General features: G+C 52.9%; 19 protein-coding genes and 1 other annotated feature. Of the genes, 14 read left to right on the top strand and 5 right to left on the bottom strand.

Going from position 1 to position 19,466, the window contains the following annotated elements:
• Window positions 1-21 precede the first annotated feature (21 nt).
• Window positions 22-669, top strand: coding sequence for a 2,3-diphosphoglycerate-dependent phosphoglycerate mutase GpmB (gene gpmB, locus LY264_RS20930; protein WP_003019006.1), 648 nt, complete (start codon window positions 22-24; stop codon window positions 667-669).
• Here the strand turns inward: gpmB and robA are convergent.
• Window positions 666-1,535, bottom strand: a complete 870-nt coding sequence (gene robA, locus LY264_RS20925; RefSeq protein WP_048214985.1) for an MDR efflux pump AcrAB transcriptional activator RobA — start codon at window positions 1,533-1,535, stop codon at window positions 666-668. The two genes, gpmB and robA, sit on opposite strands and share 4 nt — an antisense overlap.
• Before the next feature lie 211 nt (window positions 1,536-1,746).
• Here robA and creA point away from each other — a divergent pair, with 211 nt between their 5' ends.
• The 4 genes from creA to creD are packed head-to-tail and all read left to right on the top strand — an operon-like array spanning window position 1,747 to window position 5,765.
• Complete coding sequence (creA, locus tag LY264_RS20920) at window positions 1,747-2,220, top strand: protein CreA (RefSeq protein ID WP_003018998.1); 474 nt, start codon at window positions 1,747-1,749, stop codon at window positions 2,218-2,220.
• Window positions 2,221-2,232: 12 nt separating this feature from the next.
• Window positions 2,233-2,922, top strand: coding sequence for a two-component system response regulator CreB (gene creB, locus LY264_RS20915; protein ID WP_048227130.1), 690 nt, complete (start codon window positions 2,233-2,235; stop codon window positions 2,920-2,922).
• Window positions 2,922-4,346: a two-component system sensor histidine kinase CreC gene (creC, locus tag LY264_RS20910; RefSeq protein WP_048214983.1), complete on the top strand. Its 1,425-nt coding sequence runs from the start codon at window positions 2,922-2,924 to the stop codon at window positions 4,344-4,346. Before creB ends, creC begins: the two co-directional genes overlap by 1 nt.
• A gap of 57 nt (window positions 4,347-4,403) precedes the next feature.
• Window positions 4,404-5,765 carry a cell envelope integrity protein CreD gene (gene creD / locus LY264_RS20905; protein WP_048227129.1) on the top strand — a complete coding sequence of 454 codons (1,362 nt, stop codon included), beginning with the start codon at window positions 4,404-4,406 and terminating at the stop codon, window positions 5,763-5,765.
• A gap of 59 nt (window positions 5,766-5,824) precedes the next feature.
• Here creD and arcA read toward each other — a convergent pair whose 3' ends face one another.
• Window positions 5,825-6,541: a two-component system response regulator ArcA gene (arcA, locus tag LY264_RS20900; RefSeq protein WP_001194359.1), complete on the bottom strand. Its 717-nt coding sequence runs from the start codon at window positions 6,539-6,541 to the stop codon at window positions 5,825-5,827.
• A gap of 95 nt (window positions 6,542-6,636) precedes the next feature.
• Here arcA and yjjY point away from each other — a divergent pair, with 95 nt between their 5' ends.
• The 6 genes from yjjY to thrC all read left to right on the top strand — a co-directional run bounded on the left by yjjY (window position 6,637) and on the right by thrC (window position 12,903).
• The gene (gene yjjY / locus LY264_RS20895; protein WP_042998021.1) at window positions 6,637-6,777 is read left to right on the top strand and encodes a YjjY family protein; all 141 of its coding nucleotides are present in this window, start codon (window positions 6,637-6,639) and stop codon (window positions 6,775-6,777) included.
• Between the two features lie 399 nt (window positions 6,778-7,176).
• Window positions 7,177-7,863, top strand: a complete 687-nt coding sequence (locus LY264_RS20890; RefSeq protein WP_008786143.1) for a tRNA/rRNA methyltransferase — start codon at window positions 7,177-7,179, stop codon at window positions 7,861-7,863.
• A gap of 206 nt (window positions 7,864-8,069) precedes the next feature.
• Window positions 8,070-8,196 (top strand) — a sequence feature (Thr leader region).
• On the top strand, window positions 8,075-8,140 hold the full coding sequence (gene thrL / locus LY264_RS20885; RefSeq protein ID WP_071692329.1) for a thr operon leader peptide: 66 nt from the start codon (window positions 8,075-8,077) through the stop codon (window positions 8,138-8,140). Its footprint overlaps the feature before it by 66 nt.
• A gap of 23 nt (window positions 8,197-8,219) precedes the next feature.
• Window positions 8,220-10,682, top strand: a complete 2,463-nt coding sequence (gene thrA, locus LY264_RS20880; RefSeq protein WP_048227128.1) for a bifunctional aspartate kinase/homoserine dehydrogenase I — start codon at window positions 8,220-8,222, stop codon at window positions 10,680-10,682.
• Between the two features lies 1 nt (window position 10,683).
• Window positions 10,684-11,613: a homoserine kinase gene (thrB, locus tag LY264_RS20875; RefSeq protein ID WP_008786144.1), complete on the top strand. Its 930-nt coding sequence runs from the start codon at window positions 10,684-10,686 to the stop codon at window positions 11,611-11,613.
• Between the two features lie 3 nt (window positions 11,614-11,616).
• Window positions 11,617-12,903, top strand: a complete 1,287-nt coding sequence (thrC, locus tag LY264_RS20870; protein ID WP_008786145.1) for a threonine synthase — start codon at window positions 11,617-11,619, stop codon at window positions 12,901-12,903.
• Window positions 12,904-12,987: 84 nt separating this feature from the next.
• Here the strand turns inward: thrC and yaaA are convergent, their stop codons facing one another.
• Together yaaA and LY264_RS20860 are read right to left on the bottom strand one after the other, a co-directional pair.
• Window positions 12,988-13,761 carry a peroxide stress protein YaaA gene (gene yaaA / locus LY264_RS20865; protein WP_048214979.1) on the bottom strand — a complete coding sequence of 258 codons (774 nt, stop codon included), beginning with the start codon at window positions 13,759-13,761 and terminating at the stop codon, window positions 12,988-12,990.
• 77 nt (window positions 13,762-13,838) lie between these two features.
• Window positions 13,839-15,269: an alanine/glycine:cation symporter family protein gene (locus LY264_RS20860; RefSeq protein WP_020996236.1), complete on the bottom strand. Its 1,431-nt coding sequence runs from the start codon at window positions 15,267-15,269 to the stop codon at window positions 13,839-13,841.
• A 273-nt stretch (window positions 15,270-15,542) separates the two neighbouring features.
• On the opposite strand from LY264_RS20860, the gene tal reads away from it, so the two are divergent.
• The 3 genes from tal to LY264_RS20845 all read left to right on the top strand — a co-directional run bounded on the left by tal (window position 15,543) and on the right by LY264_RS20845 (window position 18,626).
• Complete coding sequence (gene tal / locus LY264_RS20855; RefSeq protein ID WP_003829752.1) at window positions 15,543-16,496, top strand: transaldolase; 954 nt, start codon at window positions 15,543-15,545, stop codon at window positions 16,494-16,496.
• Between the two features lie 110 nt (window positions 16,497-16,606).
• Window positions 16,607-17,194: a molybdopterin adenylyltransferase gene (mog, locus tag LY264_RS20850; RefSeq protein WP_008786149.1), complete on the top strand. Its 588-nt coding sequence runs from the start codon at window positions 16,607-16,609 to the stop codon at window positions 17,192-17,194.
• A 124-nt stretch (window positions 17,195-17,318) separates the two neighbouring features.
• Complete coding sequence (locus tag LY264_RS20845) at window positions 17,319-18,626, top strand: MFS transporter (protein ID WP_003829746.1); 1,308 nt, start codon at window positions 17,319-17,321, stop codon at window positions 18,624-18,626.
• 34 nt (window positions 18,627-18,660) lie between these two features.
• Here the strand turns inward: LY264_RS20845 and satP are convergent, their stop codons facing one another.
• On the bottom strand, window positions 18,661-19,227 hold the full coding sequence (satP, locus tag LY264_RS20840) for an acetate uptake transporter (protein ID WP_003829744.1): 567 nt from the start codon (window positions 19,225-19,227) through the stop codon (window positions 18,661-18,663).
• Window positions 19,228-19,466: the final 239 nt, after the last annotated feature.

Here is a 19,466-nt window from a genome sequence, read left to right as displayed (position 1 = left end):
GCAGTATAACGGAAAAAAAGCATGTTACAGGTATACCTTGTTCGCCATGGCGAAACGCAGTGGAACGCCGAGCGACGTATTCAAGGCCAGTCAGATAGCCCACTAACCGCTAAAGGTGAACAACAAGCCATGCAGGTGGGAGAACGCGCCCGCTCGTTTGGTATTACGCATGTCATCAGTAGCGATCTTGGCCGTACACGACGCACCGCAGAAATCATCGCCCAGGCCTGCGGCTGTGATATCACCTATGATTCTCGTCTGCGTGAGTTGAATATGGGGGTGCTGGAAAAACGTCACATCGATACGCTGACGCCAGAGGAAGAGGGCTGGCGTCGCCAGTTGGTGAACGGCACGGTGGATGGTCGTATTCCGGAAGGGGAATCGATGCAGGAGCTGAGCGATCGCGTCAATGCGGCGCTGGCATCCTGTCTGGAGCTGCCGCCGGGAAGTCGTCCACTGCTGGTCAGCCACGGTATCGCGCTGGGTTGCCTGGTGAGCACAATTCTGGGATTACCGGCATGGGCTGAACGTCGCTTGCGTCTGCGCAACTGTTCAATTTCTCGCGTTGATTACCAGGAAAGCTTATGGCTGGCGCCGGGATGGGTCGTTGAAACGGCAGGGGACATCTCACATCTGGACGCCCCTGCGTTGGATGAACTACAGCGCTAGCGGCGAATCGGAATCAGGAATTCGCAGCGCAGGTTGATCGGGCGATCCCCCGCTTTGGCATCTTCTGCCGGGTAGTATCGCTCGATATCCTGTCCTTTACGGCGCGTCAGGTTCAGCATCGGCATGCATGTGCCGTAAACCGTCAGGATAAACTCTTGCACGCCGGTTCCCAGCCCTTCGTAGGTAAACATCACGTACTCGCCACCCTGTAACAGGATAGGCTGCGCCGACGGCACATAGCCATTGGCCTGCTCCGGCGTCAGTGCTGTGGTGTAAAACACTTCCTGTTCGTCATCTTTTTCAATGCTCGGACGCGTTTCGTTAAGCCCGTACAGCACTGGCGGGATCGCCGGAGCCTGAGCAAGGAAGTCGCGCCAGAACTGAATACGCATTTCATGACGGAAATCTGAAATCTGTTCCAGCGAGCAGGAATAGCTTTGCGTGGTGCCGAGCAGTTGCGTATCTTCCAGCGTAACGAACTCGTGCGCAGGCATCGCAAATTCACCCAGTCGCATTGGTGGGCGAATACCGAATGCGCTCCATTCCGGTGAACGGCGATACAGCGCAGGCGTTTGGGAAAATTGTTTCTTGAATGCGCGAGTAAATGTTTGTTGAGAGTCGAAGCGATATTGCAGCGCAATATCCAAAATTGGACGCGCAGTCAGGCGCAGCGCCACTGCGGATTTCGATAAACGACGGGCGCGGATATAGGCGCCAATAGCATGGCCCGTCACGTCCTTAAACATTCTCTGCAGGTGCCACTTGGAATAGCCCGCTTTTGCCGCCACATTGTCAAGCGACAAAGGCTGATCCAGATGACCTTCCAGCCAGATTAATAGGTCGCGAATAATGCCAGCCTGATCCATAAAATATCCTCATCCTTTCAACAACGAGTACCTGACGTCAGGTATGAGGATAATAGCATTTTTTGCTGTTTTAGCATTCAGTGTTTTTTTTGCTCATAAGTGCTTTTTTCGGACATACGAAAGCGTGATTATTGTAATCCTGTGATCTGTATACATTTTATCTTAGAATGTTTAATAATTACGCAGAACAACTTTTAAGAATGGTAACAATATGAAATATAAGAGCTTAGTCATTTCCTCAATTCTGCTGATGTTGGCGCAGGTCGCCCATGCGGAGCAGATTGGATCTGTCGATACGGTGTTCAAAATGTTTGGGCCGGATCATAAAATTGTGGTCGAAGCGTTTGACGATCCGGATGTTACCAATGTGACCTGCTACGTGAGTCGTGCGAAGACCGGCGGCATCAAAGGTGGACTGGGGCTGGCGGAAGATACCTCCGATGCCGCCATCTCTTGCCAGCAGGTTGGGCCGGTAGAACTGAGCGACAGAATCAAGAACGGTAAAGCTCAGGGCGAAGTGGTATTTAAGAAACGTACCTCGCTGGTGTTTAAATCTTTACAGGTCGTGCGTTTTTACGATGCGAAACGTAATGCGCTGGCCTATCTGGCCTATTCAGATAAAGTGGTCGATGGATCGCCCAAAAATGCCATCAGTGCGGTACCCATCATGCCGTGGCGGCAATAACAAGGAAGCACAATGCAACAGCCGTTGATCTGGTTGGTTGAGGATGAGCAGGGAATCGCTGATACGCTTGTCTACATGCTGCAACAGGAAGGGTTTAGCGTAGAGGCGTTTGAGCGCGGATTTCCCGTGCTGGAGAAATCTCGCCAGCAATGCCCTGATGCCATCATTCTGGATGTCGGGCTACCGGATATCAGCGGTTTTGAACTGTGCCGACGTTTACTGGAACGCCACCCGGCGTTGCCGATCCTCTTTCTGACCGCGCGCAGCGATGAAGTGGATCGCCTGTTGGGGCTGGAAATTGGCGCAGATGACTATGTTGCCAAGCCTTTCTCGCCGCGTGAGGTGTGCGCTCGTGTGCGTACGCTGCTGCGGCGGGTGCAAAAATTCTCCACGCCTTCATCGACGACGCGCTGTGGGGATTTTGAACTTAATGAGCTGGCCGCGCAAATTACCTGGTTCAGCATGCCGTTGAACCTGACGCGTTATGAATTCCTGCTGCTGAAAACATTGCTGATGTCGCCGGGACGTATTTACTCTCGCCAGCAGCTGATGGATTTAGTCTGGGCAGACGCGCAGGATACCTTTGACAGAACGGTTGATACTCACATCAAAACGCTGCGCGCCAAGCTGCGGGCTATCAATCCGGAGCTTTCCCCCATCAATACTCATCGAGGTATGGGATACAGCCTGAGGAATTGCTGATGCGCATTGGCATGCGTTTGCTGCTCGGCTATTTTCTGATTGTCGCGGTCGCCGCCTGGTTTGTTCTGTCGATCTTTGTGCAGGAAATTAAGCCAGGCGTTCGTCGGGCGACCGAAGGTACTTTAATTGATACCGCCACGCTGCTGGCTGCACTGGCGCGTGATGACGTGCTCTCTGACTCACCGGCTAACGGCAAGCTGGCGCAGGCATTTGCGCAGCTGCATAACCGCCCATTTAACGCCAACATCAGCGGCATTAACAAAGTGCGTAATGAATACCATGTCTATATGACGGACGCGCAGGGCAAGGTGTTGTTTGATTCAGCTAACCAGGCCGTCGGTCAGGACTACTCCCGCTGGAACGATGTGTGGTTAACGCTGCGTGGGCAGTATGGCGCCCGAAGCACGCCGCAAAACCCGAACGATCCGGAAAGCTCGGTGATGTACGTTGCCGCGCCGATCGTAGACGGTGGGCGTATTATCGGCGTGCTCAGTGTCGGCAAACCAAATGCGGCGATGGCACCGGTGATTAAACGCAGTGAACGGCGAATGCTGTGGGCCAGCGCCGTATTGCTGGGCATTGCCCTGGTGATTGGCTTCGGGATGGTATGGTGGATAAACCGATCCATTGCCCGGCTGGCGCGTTATGCCGACTCCGTTACCGAGAATCGCCCCGTCCCACTGCCTGATTTAGGCAGCAGCGAGTTACGCAAACTGGCGCAGGCGCTGGAAAGTATGCGTCTGAAGCTCGAAGGCAAGAACTACATTGAGCAGTATGTCTACGCGTTAACGCATGAGCTGAAAAGTCCGCTGGCGGCCATTCGTGGCGCGGCAGAGATATTGCGCGAAGGCCCGCCGCCAAACGTGGTAGCGCGTTTTACCGATAATATTCTGACGCAAAATGCGCGCATGCAGGCGCTGGTCGAAACTTTGCTGCGCCAGGCGCGACTGGAGAATCGACAGGACATTACGTTGACGGCGGTGGAGGTAGATACGCTTTTTGCTCAGCTCAAAGAGGCGCGTAGCGTGCAGCTGGCGGCAAAAAACATTACGCTGACCATTCTGCCTTCATCGCTTAGCGTCGCTGCCGATCCCGCGTTACTGGAGCAGGCATTGGGGAACTTGCTCGACAACGCTATCGACTTCACGCCACAGGGCGGGACGATTACGTTGAGCGCGCATCAGCAGGAGGAGCTGGTCACATTGCAGGTTACCGACAGCGGTAGCGGGATCCCTGATTTTGCGTTGCCGCGTATTTTTGAGCGCTTCTACTCGCTGCCCCGCGAGAATGGACACAAGAGCAGCGGTTTGGGGCTGGCGTTTGTCAGTGAAGTTGCACGACTGCATGAAGGTACGGTGACATTATCTAACCGACCAGAGGGCGGTGCACAGGCCTCGTTTACGCTTCACCGTCACTTCACATAACTTCAAATTCTCCGCACATAGCTGTTCTACCTTGCTGATATTGCAAAGGAGAACGCTATGTTTAAATCACCCCTGTTTTGGAAAATCGTCACCTTAGGCGGCGCAATATTACTGCTGTTAATTCCACTGACGATGGTCAGGCAGATAATCGTTGAGCGATCGGATTATCGTGATGAAGTCGAAGATGCTATTCGTCAGAGCACCAGCGGGCCGCAAAAGATGGTCGGGCCGCTGATTGCCGTCCCGGTGACGGAACTGTATATCGAGCTGGAAGGCGACAAACAGATCCAGCGTAAGCGCAGCTATATCCATTTCTGGCTGCCGGAGTCGTTGGTGGTTGAGGGGAATCAGAACGTTGAAGCGCGTAAAATCGGTATTTACGAAGGCCAGGTCTGGCACAATGATCTCTCGGTGAAGGCCGAGTTTAACGCTGAACGCTTGCGTGATTTAAACCATCCCAACGTCAGCGTCGGCAAACCGTTTATCGTGGTTGGCGTGGGGGATGCGCGCGGGATCGGCGTGGTGCAAGCGCTGCAGGTCAATGGGGAATCGCTGGCCGTTGAGCCAGGGACGGGGCTGGATGGAGGAGCTCAAGGGATCCACATTCCGCTACCTGACGCGAGCTGGGCGGAGCAAAACCTGAGCATGGTGCTGTCGTTGAATTTGAGCGGAACCGGAGATTTCTCCGTTGTTCCGGTTGGCCGTAACAGTGAAATGACTTTAACCAGCAACTGGCCACATCCCAACTTTCTGGGGGATTTCCTCCCGGCGAAGCGCGAAATCAGCGAGTCAGGATTTAAGGCGCAGTGGCAAAGCAGCTGGTTCGCGAATAACCTCGGCGAACGCTTTGATGGCGAAAAGATTGGCTGGAAGGGAATGCCTGCATTTAGCGTTGCCGTCGCCACGCCAGCGGATCAGTATCAGTTAACGGACAGGGCTACCAAGTATGCCATCCTGCTGATTGTACTGACCTTTATGTCTTTCTTCGTGCTTGAAAGTATGACCAGCTTGCGTCTGCACCCGATGCAGTATCTGCTGGTGGGGCTATCGCTGGTGATGTTTTATCTGCTGCTGCTGGCATTGTCTGAGCACATTGGGTTTACGGCGGCGTGGATTACAGCAAGCCTGGTAGGCGCGTTAATGAACGGGGTGTATCTGCAGGCGATATTACAGAGTTGGCGGAACAGTATTTTATTCACCGTGGCGCTGCTGGGGTTGGATGGGGTGATGTGGGTGCTGCTACGTTCACAGGACAGCTCTTTACTGCTGGGAACCGGCGTGCTGTTGGTCGCGTTGTGTGGCGTGATGTTCCTGACGCGTCATCTTGACTGGCACTCGCTGGCACAGCCAAAACCAAAGCCGACAGAAATTCCGGAGCCTCTGCCTTCGCAGAGTGACGAGTTTCGCTTATGGAAATAGGGCGGTGGGGAAATGAAAAACGGCGCATACTGCGCCGTTTTTTACCTGTAAGGATTGAATTAATCCTGCAGATCGCCGCAGAAACGGTAGCCTTCACCGTGAATGGTGGCGATGATTTCTGGCGTATCCGGCGTAGATTCGAAATGTTTACGAATGCGGCGGATAGTCACGTCAACGGTACGGTCATGAGGCTTCAGTTCGCGACCGGTCATTTTTTTCAGCAGTTCTGCGCGAGACTGGATTTTGCCCGGATTCTCACAGAAGTGAAGCATTGCACGGAATTCGCTGCGTGGCAGTTTATACTGCTCGCCGTCAGGACCAATCAGAGAGCGGCTGTTGATGTCCAGCTCCCAGCCGTTGAACTTGTAGCTTTCGACGCTACGGCGTTCTTCGCTGACAGTACCCAGGTTCATGGTACGGGACAGCAGGTTACGAGCACGGATAGTCAGTTCGCGCGGGTTAAACGGCTTGGTGATGTAATCGTCTGCGCCGATTTCGAGGCCGAGAATTTTATCGACTTCGTTATCACGGCCCGTCAGGAACATCAGCGCAACGTTAGCTTGTTCGCGAAGTTCGCGCGCTAACAGTAGGCCATTTTTCCCAGGCAGATTGATATCCATAATCACAAGGTTGATGTCATATTCAGAGAGAATCTGATGCATTTCCGCGCCATCTGTCGCTTCGAATACATCATAGCCTTCTGCTTCGAAAATGCTTTTCAACGTGTTGCGTGTTACTAACTCGTCTTCAACGATAAGAATGTGCGGGGTCTGCATGTTTGCTACCTAAATTGCCAACTAAATCGAAACAGGAAGTACAAAAGTCCCTGACCTGCCTGATGCATGCCGTAAATTAACATGATCGGCGTAACATGACTAAAGTACGTAATTGCGTTCTTGATGCACTTTCCATCAACGTCAACAACATCATTAGCTTGGTCGTGGGTAGTTTCCCTCTGGACCCGACAGTGTCAAAAACGGCTGTCATCCTAACCATTTTAACAGCAACATAACAGGCTAAGACATGCCGGACACCCAATAAAACTACGCTTCGTTGACATATATCAAGTTCAATTGTAGCACGTTAACAGTTTGATGAAATCAACGTATCCAAATGTTTGCTTTCATCACAAAATTGCAATATTACAACTAGTTGCACGAGCTAATTAATAAATGTAATGAATCCAACCAATGCGATCCATTTTAAAATAAATTATCATGGATAAACAGAGGGATATACAACTTTTGTTAACATAAAAAGCAATAGTACAGTTTGGAAATAGTTTAGCATTTTTTACCGGATGCGAAATCCTTTTTCAGTGACTTCTGTTAAAAAAATGTAAATTTGCGCTGCGTAATATGTTGACGTGCGTCACATTATTACTTGCAGACTGACCAAAAAGAGTATCGAAATGCGTTTAACAATTATTCTGGTTGCCCCTGCCAGAGCGGAAAATATTGGCGCGGCTGCCCGTGCGATGAAGACCATGGGATTCACTCAATTACGTATCGTTGACAGCGAGGCGCACCTGGAACCCGCCACGCGATGGGTCGCGCATGGATCGGGCGACATTATTGATAATATTAACGTTTTTCCAACGTTAGCCGATGCGCTTCACGACGTAGATTTTACCATTGCGACCACCGCGCGTAGCCGGGCGAAGTTCCATTATTACGCCACTCCGGTCGAACTGGTTCCCCTGTTACAGGAGAAATCCACGTGGATGGAACATGCAGCGCTGGTGTTTGGTCGTGAAGATTCGGGGCTGACCAATGAAGAATTAGCGCTGGCAGATGTACTCACTGGTGTACCGATGGTTGCTGACTATCCTTCACTCAATTTGGGGCAGGCGGTGATGGTGTATTGCTATCAATTAGCAGGTTTAATACAACAACCGGCCAAAAACGTTGAGGTGACGGATGAGCTTCAACTGCAGGCATTGCGCGCACGCGTTTTGCGTTTATTAGCCACGCTGAACGTTTCTGACGACATCAAGCTGACGGACTGGTTGCAACAGCGAATGGGTCTGTTGGGGCAGCGAGACACGGCAATGTTGCACCGTTTTTTACATGATATTGAAAAAAACATCACAAAATAAAATGTCGAACAATTTTTATTGTGTAGTGTTTTGTTCTTGGTTCAAGTGGGCTCGACATGCTGTATTGGTTGAAAGTAAAAGGGCAAGCAGTCGCTCATGAACAAGTTTCGGAATGTGATCAATTTAAAAATTTATTGACTTAGGTCAGCAGATACTTTAACCCTAAAAGAATACAGGACAGATAATAAATAATTACAGAGCACACAACATCATGAAACGCATCAGCATCACCATTACTACAACCATCACCATTACCGCAGGTAACGGTGCGGGCTGACGCGTACAGGAAACACAAGAAAAAGCCCGCACCTAAACAGTGCGGGCTTTTTTTTCGACCAAAGGCAATGAGGTAAACCATGCGAGTGTTGAAGTTCGGCGGTACATCAGTGGCAAATGCAGAGCGCTTTCTGCGGGTTGCCGATATTCTGGAAAGCAATGCCAGACAGGGGCAGGTCGCGACCGTTCTCTCTGCCCCCGCAAAAATTACCAACCATCTGGTGGCAATGATTGAGAAGACCATCGGTGGTCAGGATGCTTTAGCTAATATCAGCGACGCCGAACGCATTTTCTCCGAGCTGCTGGTGGGTCTTGCCGCCGAGCAACCAGGTTTTCCGCTGGCGCAGCTCAAAGCCTTTGTTGAACAAGAATTTGCTCAGATTAAGCACGTCCTGCACGGCATCAGCCTGCTGGGACAGTGCCCGGACAGCATCAATGCCGCGCTTATCTGCCGTGGTGAAAAAATGTCGATTGCTATCATGGCCGGCCTGCTGGAAGCACGCGGGCATAACGTAACGGTCATCGACCCGGTGGAGAAATTGCTGGCTGTCGGCCATTACCTCGAATCTACCGTTGATATCGCCGAATCTACGCGCCGCATCGCCGCCAGCCGTATTCCTGCGGACCACATGATTCTGATGGCAGGGTTTACCGCCGGAAATGAAAAAGGTGAGTTAGTGGTGTTGGGACGTAATGGCTCTGACTACTCTGCCGCCGTACTGGCCGCCTGTTTGCGTGCCGATTGTTGTGAAATCTGGACCGATGTCGACGGCGTATATACTTGCGATCCGCGTCAGGTACCCGATGCCCGACTGCTTAAGTCGATGTCTTATCAGGAAGCGATGGAGCTTTCTTACTTCGGCGCCAAAGTGCTGCATCCGCGCACCATTACCCCTATTGCCCAGTTCCAGATCCCGTGCCTGATTAAAAATACCAGCAATCCGCAAGCGCCCGGTACGCTGATCGGTGCCAGCAGTGATGACGATGATTTGCCGGTAAAAGGTATTTCAAACCTCAATAACATGGCGATGTTTAGCGTTTCCGGCCCTGGAATGAAAGGCATGGTGGGCATGGCGGCGCGCGTTTTTGCCGCCATGTCGCGTGCGGGCATCTCGGTGGTGCTGATCACCCAATCCTCTTCTGAATACAGCATCAGCTTCTGCGTCCCGCAGGGCGACTGCGCGCGTGCGCAACGCGCCATGCAGGATGAATTCTACCTCGAGCTGAAAGAAGGCCTGCTGGAGCCGTTGGCGGTGACTGAGCGTCTGGCCATCATCTCTGTTGTTGGTGATGGTATGCGCACCCTGCGCGGCATCTCGGCGAAGTTCTTTGCCGCGCTGGCTCGGGCGAACATCAATATTGTAGCGATCGCCCAGGGCTCGTCTGAGCGTTCTATTTCGGTGGTGGTGAATAACGATGACGCGACCACCGGCGTGCGCGTGACCCATCAGATGCTGTTCAACACCGACCAGGTGATTGAAGTGTTTGTGATTGGCGTAGGTGGCGTGGGCGGTGCACTGCTGGAGCAGCTTAAACGTCAGCAAACCTGGCTCAAAAAGAAGCATATCGATCTGCGCGTGTGCGGCGTGGCGAACTCGAAGGCTCTGCTGACCAACGTCCACGGTCTGAATCTGGAAAACTGGCAGTCGGAGCTGGAGAGCGCGAAAGAGCCTTTCAACCTTGGGCGCTTAATTCGTCTGGTGAAAGAATACCATCTGCTCAATCCGGTGATTGTCGACTGTACGTCAAGCCAGGCGGTAGCGGATCAATATGCCGACTTCTTGCGTGAAGGCTTCCACGTGGTTACGCCGAACAAAAAGGCCAACACGTCGTCGATGGATTACTATCATCAGCTGCGTTTTGCCGCCGCGAAGTCTCGTCGTAAATTCCTGTACGACACCAACGTGGGCGCGGGCTTGCCGGTTATTGAAAACCTGCAAAATCTGCTCAGCGCAGGTGATGAACTGCAACGTTTTTCAGGCATCCTTTCTGGCTCACTGTCGTTTATTTTCGGCAAGCTGGATGAAGGCATGAGCTTCTCGCAGGCCACCACCCTGGCGCGTGAGATGGGCTATACCGAACCCGATCCGCGTGACGATCTTTCCGGTACGGACGTGGCGCGTAAGCTGCTGATCCTGGCCCGTGAAACCGGTCGTGAGCTGGAGCTTTCTGACATTGTCATTGAGCCGGTCCTGCCAAAAGAGTTTGATGACTCCGGTGAGGTTTCCGCGTTTATGGCGAAATTGTCGCAGCTGGATGACGTCTTTGCCGCGCGTGTGGCGAAAGCCCGTGATGAGGGAAAAGTATTGCGCTATGTTGGCAATATCGAAGAGGACGGCGTTTGTCGCGTGAAAATTGATGCAGTAGACGGCAACGATCCGCTGTTTAAAGTGAAAAACGGTGAAAACGCGCTGGCATTCTATAGCCACTACTATCAGCCGTTACCGTTGGTTCTGCGCGGATATGGCGCGGGTAACGATGTGACGGCAGCGGGCGTCTTTGCCGACCTGCTACGCACCCTTTCATGGAAGTTAGGAGTCTGACATGGTGAGAGTTTATGCCCCGGCTTCCAGTGCCAATATGAGCGTCGGGTTTGATGTGCTCGGTGCAGCGGTAACGCCGGTGGACGGTTCGCTGTTGGGTGATGTGGTGTCCGTTGAGGCGGCTGACCAGTTCAGCCTGAACAACCTTGGGCGCTTTGCCAACAAACTGCCGTCCGAGCCACGTGAAAATATTGTCTACCAGTGTTGGGAGCGATTCTGCCAGGAGCTGGGTAAAACCGTTCCGGTGGCGATGACGCTGGAAAAAAATATGCCGATTGGCTCCGGGTTAGGCTCCAGTGCCTGTTCCGTCGTGGCGGCGCTGGTCGCTATGAACGAACACTGCGGCAAGCCGCTCAACGATACGCGCCTGTTAGCGATAATGGGCGAGCTGGAAGGGCGTATCTCCGGCAGTATTCATTACGATAACGTCGCCCCGTGCTTTTTGGGCGGCATGCAGTTAATGATTGAAGAAAACGGCATTATTAGCCAGCAGGTGCCAGGCTTTGATGAGTGGCTGTGGGTACTGGCGTATCCGGGGATAAAAGTGTCGACGGCAGAAGCGCGGGCGATTCTCCCAGCCCAGTATCGCCGTCAGGACTGTATCGCTCACGGGCGGCATCTGGCTGGATTCATCCATGCCTGCTATTCCCGTCAGCCTCTTCTGGCCGCGAAGCTGATGAAAGATGTCATTGCTGAGCCGTATCGTACCCGCTTGCTGCCAGGCTTTAGCCAGGCGCGTCAGGCGGTCGCAGAAATTGGCGCTCTGGCCAGCGGTATATCTGGGTCTGGGCCGACGCTGTTCGCCTTGTGCGATAAGCCGGATACGGCACAGCGCGTAGCAGATTGGCTGGGTAAAAATTACCTACAAAATCAGGAAGGCTTTGTTCATATTTGCCGGCTGGACACGGCGGGCGCACGGGTACTGGGATAATCAATGAAACTGTATAATCTGAAAGATCACAACGAACAGGTCAGCTTTGCGCAGGCTGTTACGCAAGGACTGGGCAAGAATCAGGGATTGTTTTTTCCGCACGATCTACCGGAATTCAATCTGACAGAAGTGGATGAGATGCTGAACCAGGACTTCGTTAGCCGCAGCGCGAAGATCCTGTCCGCATTTATTGGTGATGAGATCCCTCAGGAAATTCTGGAAGAGCGCGTGCGTGCGGCATTTGCCTTTCCGGCTCCGGTTGCCCAGGTTGCCGCGGATGTCGGCTGTCTGGAACTGTTCCACGGCCCAACGCTTGCATTTAAAGACTTTGGCGGGCGCTTTATGGCGCAGATGCTGACGCACATCAGTGGCGACAAACCGGTAACGATTCTGACGGCGACCTCCGGAGACACCGGGGCGGCGGTTGCGCATGCCTTTTATGGCCTGAAAAATGTGCGCGTGGTGATCCTCTACCCGAACGGCAAGATCAGCCCATTACAGGAAAAACTGTTCTGTACGCTGGGCGGTAACATTGAAACTGTGGCGATTGATGGCGATTTTGATGCCTGCCAGGCGCTGGTGAAACAGGCGTTTGATGACGAAGAGCTGAAGGTGGCTCTGGGGCTGAACTCGGCTAACTCAATTAACATCAGCCGTCTGTTGGCGCAAATCTGTTACTATTTTGAGGCTGTGGCCCAACTGCCGCAAGAGGCGCGTAATCAACTGGTGATTTCCGTTCCCAGCGGTAACTTTGGCGATCTGACCGCCGGGCTGCTGGCGAAATCACTGGGCTTGCCGGTGAAGCGTTTTATCGCGGCGACTAACGTTAATGATACGGTTCCGCGCTTCCTTGCAGAAGGTGAGTGGGCACCAAAAGCGACTCAGGCAACGTTGTCGAATGCGATGGATGTCAGCCAGCCGAACAACTGGCCGCGCGTGGAAGAACTGTTCCGCCGTAAAATCTGGCGTCTGAATGAGCTGGGTTATGCCGCTGTTGACGATGCGACAACTCAGGACACGATGCGTGAGTTACATGAGATAGGCTACACCTCAGAACCACATGCAGCGGTGGCTTACCGCGCGCTGCGTGACCAACTGAATCCTGGCGAGTACGGCCTGTTCCTTGGTACTGCGCATCCGGCGAAGTTTAAAGAAAGCGTTGAAGAGATTCTTGACCTGACGCTGGCGTTGCCAAAAGAACTGGCGGAACGCGCGGACCTGCCGCTGCTTTCTCATCACCTGCCAGCTGATTTTGCTGAACTGCGCAAGCTGATGATGACCCGCGGTTAACGGTTGCGCCCGCTGGCGCTTTGCATAGCGGGCCGACAAAACCTGTAGGCCGGATAAGGCGTTAGCCGTCATCCGGCCTTTTTACTATTGCTCGTGGCGTTTAAACACCAGTTCGCCGTTTCCTGATGCTTCTTCATCAAAGAAGTAGCCTTCGCTGTTAAATGCGGTCAGCTGCTCCGGTTGCGTTAAGCGATTCTCAATAATGTAGCGACTCATCAGGCCGCGCGCTTTTTTGGCATAGAAGCTGATGACTTTAAACTTACCGTTCTTCTCGTCGAGGAAGACCGGTTTGATAAGCTCAGCGTTGAGTTTTTTCGGCTTCACGGATTTAAAATACTCATCCGAGGCGAGGTTGATCACCACTCTGTCGCCTTGCGCTTCCAGCGCTTCGTTGAGTTTATCGGTGATAGTATCTCCCCAGAACTGGTAGAGATCTTTACCCTTCGCATTGGCCAGACGAATGCCCATCTCCAGACGGTAAGGCTGCATCAAATCCAGCGGACGCAAAACGCCGTACAACCCGGACAGCATCCGTAAATGCTGTTGAGCGAAGTCGAAATCCGCCTCGCTGAAGGTTTCAGCCTGCAACCCTGTATAGACGTCGCCTTTAAACGCCAGAATGGCCTGACGTGCATTGTCCGGCGTGAAGTCAGGCTGCCAGTCATGGAAACGGGTGGCGTTCAGATCCGCCAGCTTGTCGCTAATCCCCATCAGCTTGCCAATCTGCGGTGCAGAGAGCTGGCGTGCCACGTGAATAAGCTGCTGAGAGTGATCCAGCAACTCGGGCAGCGTATGACGTGTCGTTGCCAGCGGGCTTTGGTAGTCGAGCGTTTTTGCAGGTGAAATCAGAATCAGCATATCCAGTCCTTGCAGGAAATTTACTGCGACTTTAGCAAAAAAAACGACTGAATTGATCGATGGTTGCGATTGCCGCGCTATTCGCGCGGCGTTTCATCCCAGCTATCGGGCGCAAGCTGTTGTCTGATATCAGGATAACGGCGCGGATCGAATTCCGGGCGCACCCCGAGTTTTCGCTGGCGCAGATAATCGCTGGCGATGGTATGGACAACCGGAGAAAGCAGAAGAATCGCCGTCAGGTTAGTAATGGCCATACAGGCCATGATGATGTCGGCAAGTTGCCAGACCAGCGGAAAACTGATTAACGTACCGCCAATGACGGTGCAAACGGTGGCAATACGTAATAACCAGATAACCCGGATGTTGTCCAGTTTCAGGAAAATGAGGTTGTTTTCCGCATAAATGTAGTTGGCGACGATAGAGCTAAAGGCAAACAGAATCACTATTAAGGCAACGAATCCGGCCCCCCATTCACCCGTCAGCGAGACCATGGCTCGTTGCAGCAACTGGATGCCTTCCATTGGCACATAAGTGGTGCCATTACCCGCCAGTAAAATGATCATTGCGCTGGCCGTACAAAGAATTAGCGTATCGCCCAATACACCAATCATTTGCACAATGCCTTGTGCTGCAGGGTGTGGCGGCCAGGATGCTGCCGAGGCGGCTGCGTTCGGGGTAGAGCCCATTCCGGCTTCATTAGAGAACATACCGCGCTGAAAACCGCTGGCAATGGCCTGGCTTAGCGTATACCCGGCTGCACCGGCCGCGGCTTCCTGCCAGCCAAAGGCGCTTTTTATGATGGTCATGATAATGCCGGGGAGCTGTCCGAAATGCCAAAGGCAGATGACGAGGCTACAACCGATCCACAGCAGCGCCATCATCGGAACAAACCATTGCATCAGGCGGGCAACGCCTTTAATGCCGCCGACGATGACCAGTAATGACACTATTGCCAGTGCGATACCGGAGAAGAGGGGAGGGATGTCAAAAGCAAAGGTCAACGCACGAGAGACTGAGTTTGCCTGCACGCTGTTAAAAATCAGGCCATAGGCAATGAGTAAAAAGATGGCAAACAGCACGCCCATCCAGCGCATGCCCAATCCACGGGCCATATACCATGCAGGACCGCCGCGAAACTGTCCCTTGCTGTCGCGCTCTTTATACAGCTGGGCAAGGGAACATTCGGCGAATGAGGTTGCCATACCAATGACCGCCGAGACCCACATCCAGAAAATGGCTCCCGCGCCGCCGGCGGCGATCGCCAACGCCACACCCGCCAGATTTCCGCTACCGACGCGCGCGGCAAGACTGGTGCACAGAGCCTGAAAAGAAGTTAAACCGCCCGGCTGCGGGCTGATGCTGTTTTTAAGACTTTTGCCAAACTGGCGAATATAGCGGAACTGCACGAACCCTGTACGCCAGGTGAACCAACATCCTGCGCCAAGCAGGAGGTAGATCATCACCGATCCCCAGAGTATTTCATTAATAAATGAGAAAAAATCAGGCATTAACATCCCTCTTGTTGATGCCGGTAAGCGCGAATAATCCCGTGTAAGCGCTACCAATTATCGACCAGTATATACCTTATAAGGTGATTGATTGCGGGAGTTTACCATAACAATGGGTATATCCTTAATTGCGCATCACGAGCTGTGAGATGCGTAATCAGGGCTGAGCGGCGGGTCGGACAATCCAGGCGGTTGCGCTGAGAGTGCGTCGTGCTATCATCAGGGAAGATCGGTTACATCCCCCTAACAAGCTGTTTAAAGAGAATCGCTATCATGACGGACAAATTGACCTCCCTTCGTCAGTTCACCACAGTAGTGGCCGACACCGGAGACATCGCGGCAATGAAGCTGTATCAGCCTCAGGATGCCACAACTAACCCTTCTCTCATTCTTAACGCAGCGCAGATCCCAGAATACCGCAAGCTGATTGATGACGCTGTAGCCTGGGCTAAGCAGCAGAGCAACGACCGCGCACAGCAGATCGTCGACGCGACCGACAAACTGGCAGTAAATATCGGTCTGGAGATCCTGAAACTGGTCCCGGGTCGTATTTCTACTGAAGTTGACGCTCGTCTGTCTTACGATACCGACGCGTCCATCGCGAAAGCAAAACGTCTGATCAAAATGTACAACGATGCTGGCATCAGCAACGATCGCATTCTGATCAAACTGGCTTCAACCTGGCAGGGCATCCGTGCCGCTGAGCAGCTGGAAAAAGAAGGTATCAACTGTAACCTGACTCTGTTGTTCTCCTTCGCGCAGGCGCGCGCATGTGCAGAAGCTGGCGTATACCTGATTTCTCCGTTTGTTGGTCGTATTCTGGACTGGTACAAAGCCAACACTGACAAGAAAGAGTATGCACCGGCAGAAGATCCGGGTGTGGTTTCCGTAACGGAAATCTATGAGTACTACAAACAGCACGGTTACGAAACCGTGGTGATGGGTGCGAGCTTCCGTAACGTCGGCGAAATCATTGAGCTGGCAGGCTGCGATCGTCTGACTATTGCTCCGGCACTGCTGAAAGAACTGGCGGAAAGCGAAGGCACTATCGAACGTAAACTGTCCTTCTCTGGTGAAGTGAAAGCGCGTCCTGCACGCATCACCGAAGCTGAGTTCCTGTGGCAGCACAACCAGGATCCGATGGCTGTAGACAAACTGGCGGACGGTATCCGTAAGTTTGCTGTAGACCAGGGTAAACTGGAAAAAATGATCGGCGATCTGTTGTAATCATTAATGCGTGGCCCTGATATGGGTCACGCTACCTCTTCTGAAACCTGTCTGTCCTTCCCTTCGCAGTGTATCATTCTGTTTAACGAGACTGTTTAAACGGAATAATCATGAATACTTTACGCATTGGCCTGGTTTCCATTTCTGACCGTGCTTCCAGCGGCGTTTACCAGGATAAAGGTATCCCGGCCCTTGAAGAGTGGCTGGCATCTGCCCTTACCACCCCTTTTGAGCTGCAAACGCGACTGATCCCGGATGAACAGGCGATCATCGAACAGACCTTATGTGAGCTGGTGGATGAAATGAGCTGTCATCTGGTGCTGACTACCGGCGGAACGGGTCCGGCCCGCCGCGATGTAACGCCTGATGCCACGCTGGCCGTAGCCGATCGCCAGATGCCGGGCTTTGGCGAGCAGATGCGCCAGATAAGCCTGCACTTTGTGCCAACGGCTATTCTCTCCCGCCAGGTTGGTGTGATTCGTAAACAGGCGTTGATTCTGAATCTGCCAGGGCAGCCGAAATCGATCAAAGAAACGCTGGAAGGCGTGAAAGATGCCGACGGTAAGGTTATCGTGCCGGGTATATTTGCAAGTGTACCATATTGTATACAGTTGCTGGATGGGCCGTATGTGGAAACCGCACCGGCTGTTGTAGCATCTTTTCGTCCTAAAAGCGCAATCCGCGATACAAACACCTGAAAGTAGCCCGATCGTGACATAAGTGCCAATGACAGTGGAGTATTGAATTGTTTACGATATAGTAATTTTTGCTTTACATATATCGACAGACAGATTCAATAACTCCACTGACTCATGGTTTGCTATGTCACAACACACTCGACCGCTGAATCGCCAGGATTATAAAACTCTTACGCTTGCTGCCCTCGGCGGTGCGCTTGAGTTTTATGATTTCATTATCTTCGTCTTCTTTGCTGCTGTTGTTGGCGAACTCTTCTTCCCGGCAGACATTCCTGAATGGCTACGTCAGGTGCAAACCTTCGGCATTTTTGCCGCCGGATATCTGGCGCGTCCGCTGGGTGGCATCATCATGGCGCACTTTGGCGATCTGGTCGGGCGTAAGAAAATGTTCACCCTGAGCATTTTGCTGATGGCGATACCGACGCTGGCGATTGGTCTTTTGCCTACCTACGCCTCAATGGGGATCCTCGCGCCGCTGCTGTTACTGCTGATGCGTATTTTGCAAGGCGCTGCCATCGGCGGAGAAGTGCCCGGCGCGTGGGTGTTCGTGGCAGAGCACGTACCGGAGCGCCGCATCGGCATTGCCTGTGGCACGCTGACCGCCGGGCTGACGGTGGGGATTCTGCTGGGATCGGTGGTTGCGACGCTGGTGAATACCAGCCTGACGCAGCAGGCGGTGCATGACTACGGCTGGCGTATCCCGTTCCTGCTGGGTGGCGTGTTTGGGCTGGTGGCGATGTACCTGCGTCGCTGGTTGCAGGAAACGCCCATCTTCCTCGAAATGCAGCAGCGTAAAGCGCTGGCGCAAGAGCTACCGGTGAAGTCGGTGGTGAGCAAACATAAAAAAGCGGTGGTCATTTCCATGCTGCTGACCTGGCTGTTATCGGCCGGGATTGTGGTGGTGATCCTGATGTCGCCAGTCTGGTTGCAGAAGCAGTATGGTTTTGCACCGGCGTTGACGTTACAAGCCAACAGTGTCGCGACCATTATGCTGTGCGTCGGCTGTCTGCTGGCAGGGTTTATTGTCGATCGGGTCGGCGCTAGCAAAACCTTTATTGTCGGCAGCCTGCTGCTAGCCTGTTCAAGCTGGTTTTTCTATCATCTGACCGGTAGCCATCCTCAGCACTTGTTCTTGTTATACGGGCTGGTAGGGTTGTGCGTTGGCGTGGTGGGGGCTGTGCCTTATGTGATGGTGCGGGCGTTTCCGGCGGAGGTCCGCTTTACCGGAATCTCCTTTTCTTACAACGTGTCGTACGCCATTTTTGGTGGTCTGACACCAATCGCCGTGACGATGTTAATGAGCGTGTCGCCAATGGCTCCGGCCTGGTATGTCCTGGCGTTATCGCTGGTGGGGTTAGGTCTGGGGATTTGGCTGCGACAGGATATTTATCATCGCGATACGAGCGTGCAGGGCGAGTTACAGCGCTTGTAAGGAATATCCCCCCGTCCGGGGGGATAGCGTCAGATTAGTGCGCTTCACCGATCGGCAGGATGGTACGGCCAAACTGTTCGTTCAGCACTTCACCCATCGCCAGGTAAATGGCGCTTGCGCCACACACTAAGCCAATCCAGCCAGCAACGTGAATGATCGCTTCGTTACCTGCAATGTTGCCGACCGCCAGCAGTGCGAACAGCACTGTCAGGCTCAGGAAGACAAACTGCAACGCGCGGTTAGCTTTCAGCGTGCCGAAGAACATGAACAGTGTGAACACGCCCCACAGACCCAGGTATACGCCCAGGAACTGACCATTGGTTGCATCCGCCAGGCCCATTTTCGGCATGATTAGGATTGCAACCAGCGTCAGCCAGAACGAACCGTAGGAGGTAAAGGCGGTTAAACCGAAGGTATTGCCCTTTTTATATTCCAGCAGACCGGCAAATATTTGCGCGATACCGCCGTAGAAAATGCCCATCGCCAGAATAATAACGTCAAAGGCGAAGAAACCCGCGTTGTGCAGGTTAAGCAGAATGGTGGTCATGCCAAAGCCCATCAGGCCCAGCGGTGCCGGATTAGCCAACTTAGTGTTGCCCATAATTCCTCAAAATCATCATTGATTGAATGGTGAAATAGTTTCCCCAAATAACGATCACTGTCTTCGGGGCGCGGCATGATAATCAGGGGAGAGGACACTGTCTATGATCTAACGAAGGGAAAATGAATTATTTTCCCTGTGATGGGTATCACGCTTATGCATGGTTGAGCATTTTGCTAAGACAGACGATTTGAAGTACCGCCGGGAACTGAGGGATTTGGTGGACGATCTGGTGAGAA

Source organism: Citrobacter portucalensis (assembly GCF_023374935.1).
GTDB lineage: Bacteria > Pseudomonadota > Gammaproteobacteria > Enterobacterales > Enterobacteriaceae > Citrobacter > Citrobacter portucalensis.
This window is presented reverse-complemented; position numbering and strand designations above follow the sequence as displayed.